Source organism: Falsirhodobacter xinxiangensis (assembly GCF_004959935.1).
In the GTDB taxonomy this organism is placed as follows: Bacteria; Pseudomonadota; Alphaproteobacteria; order Rhodobacterales; family Rhodobacteraceae; genus Falsirhodobacter; species Falsirhodobacter xinxiangensis.
Map to the genome: position 1 here is coordinate 1 of NZ_SMYN01000058.1, position 1,466 is coordinate 1,466.

2 protein-coding genes are annotated in these 1,466 nt (G+C 71.1%); both read left to right on the top strand.

The window, feature by feature from the left end:
• Positions 1-270, top strand: a 270-nt coding sequence (locus tag E2K76_RS20100; RefSeq protein ID WP_220432325.1) for a hypothetical protein, incomplete at its 5' end; no start/stop codon positions are given.
• Between the two features lie 2 nt (positions 271-272).
• A partial coding sequence (locus E2K76_RS20105; RefSeq protein ID WP_342773665.1) for a glycine-rich domain-containing protein occupies positions 273-1,466 on the top strand: 1,194 nt, incomplete at its 3' end.

Below are 1,466 nucleotides of genomic sequence, written 5' to 3' on the forward strand. Positions count from 1 at the left end.
ACCGTCGCGGATCTGGCGATGGCAGCCACCGCATTTGCCGCGCCGACCGACGGCACTGCGCTTGCCAACGCCATCGCCAGCGGCACCGCTTCGGCCGGCACCGTCACGCGCTACGAAGCGCGCAACTCGGGCGGGGCGGTGATCTGGTCTGGCGATGTCGTCCAAGGGGCGGCAGCGCCCGCCAATTCACTCGCGCTGGTCCGCACCGATTTCGTCGGCGGTGAGAAGATCGAGCCGCAGAGCTTCAGCATCACGGCCTCGGGCGCCTGATCATGGCCGTCAACGAGGCGGCATCCGGCGGGGTCTGGTCCACCGTCCAGATTGACGGCAAGTGGTATCGGCTCGGTCGGTTCACGGCTGTTTCGTCCGCGCTGGCCATCACCTCGGCGATGGCGCTGGAGGTGCTGCTGGTTGGCGCGGGTGGCACAGGGGGCACGGGCGGATCGCGTGGCGGCGGGGGCGGCGGTGGCTGGGTCCGGGTCGATACGGTTCAGGTCCAGCCCGGCATCTATACGATCGAGGTGGGTGTCGCGTCGTCGGCAACGGCTTCGACGGTCGGCAATCCGTCTCGTGCCGTCGGGCTGACGGCGCCCGGCGGCGGGGCTGGCGGGCCGAGCGCGGCAGTCGGCGGCGACGGCGGCAATGGTGGTGGCGGTGGTGGCTCCGGCGGGGCTGCGGTGCCGAACCTTGCAGGCGGCGCTGGCAATCCCGGCTTTGCGGGCGGGCGTGGCTTCGGCGGCACCATCACGCAGCGCGCCAGCGGCGGCGGGGGCGGGGCTGGCGGTGCGGGTGTCGGCGGGTCTGTTGGCCTTGGTGGCGCGGCAGGGCCGGGGCGATCAATCAACTTCGACGGCACGCTGAGGGTTTACGGCACGGGCGGGCGCGGCAGCGGGCCTGCGCTACCGGCAGTGCCGGAGGGTGCAACGAACCCCGGCGCGGGTGGCGACGGAGGCAGCAGCGGCTTCGGCGCGGCGCAGAACGGCATCGTCATCGTCCGCTACGAGATTACCGATCCATTCTTGGCCGCAGACCATCCCGGCGCGACGTTCTGGTCGGAGACGATCGACGGCGTGCCTTACAAGGGGATGACCATACCGGCTTCGGCTGGCCTCACATCTTTGAAGCCCTTGATCCCGGTGGATGTGGAATATCTGCTGGTCGCGGGCGGCGGCGGCGCGCCTTACTATCAGGCGGCCAACACGGGCGGGGGCGGCGCGGGCGGTCTGCTGCGCGGCACGACCACGCTGACGGCGGGCACTGTCTACCCCATTGCGGTCGGCAGCGGCGGGACGCAATCGGCGACCAACACCTCACCGGCCACAAGCGGCGGCGACACAACCGCCTTCAGCCTGAGTGCCGTCGGCGGCGGGAAAGGCGGCTCCCCGCGGACGAATACCATCTCTCCCGGCGGTAATGGCGGGTCAGGCGGCGGCGGCAACCGAGGATACGCAGCTGGTCTGGGCACG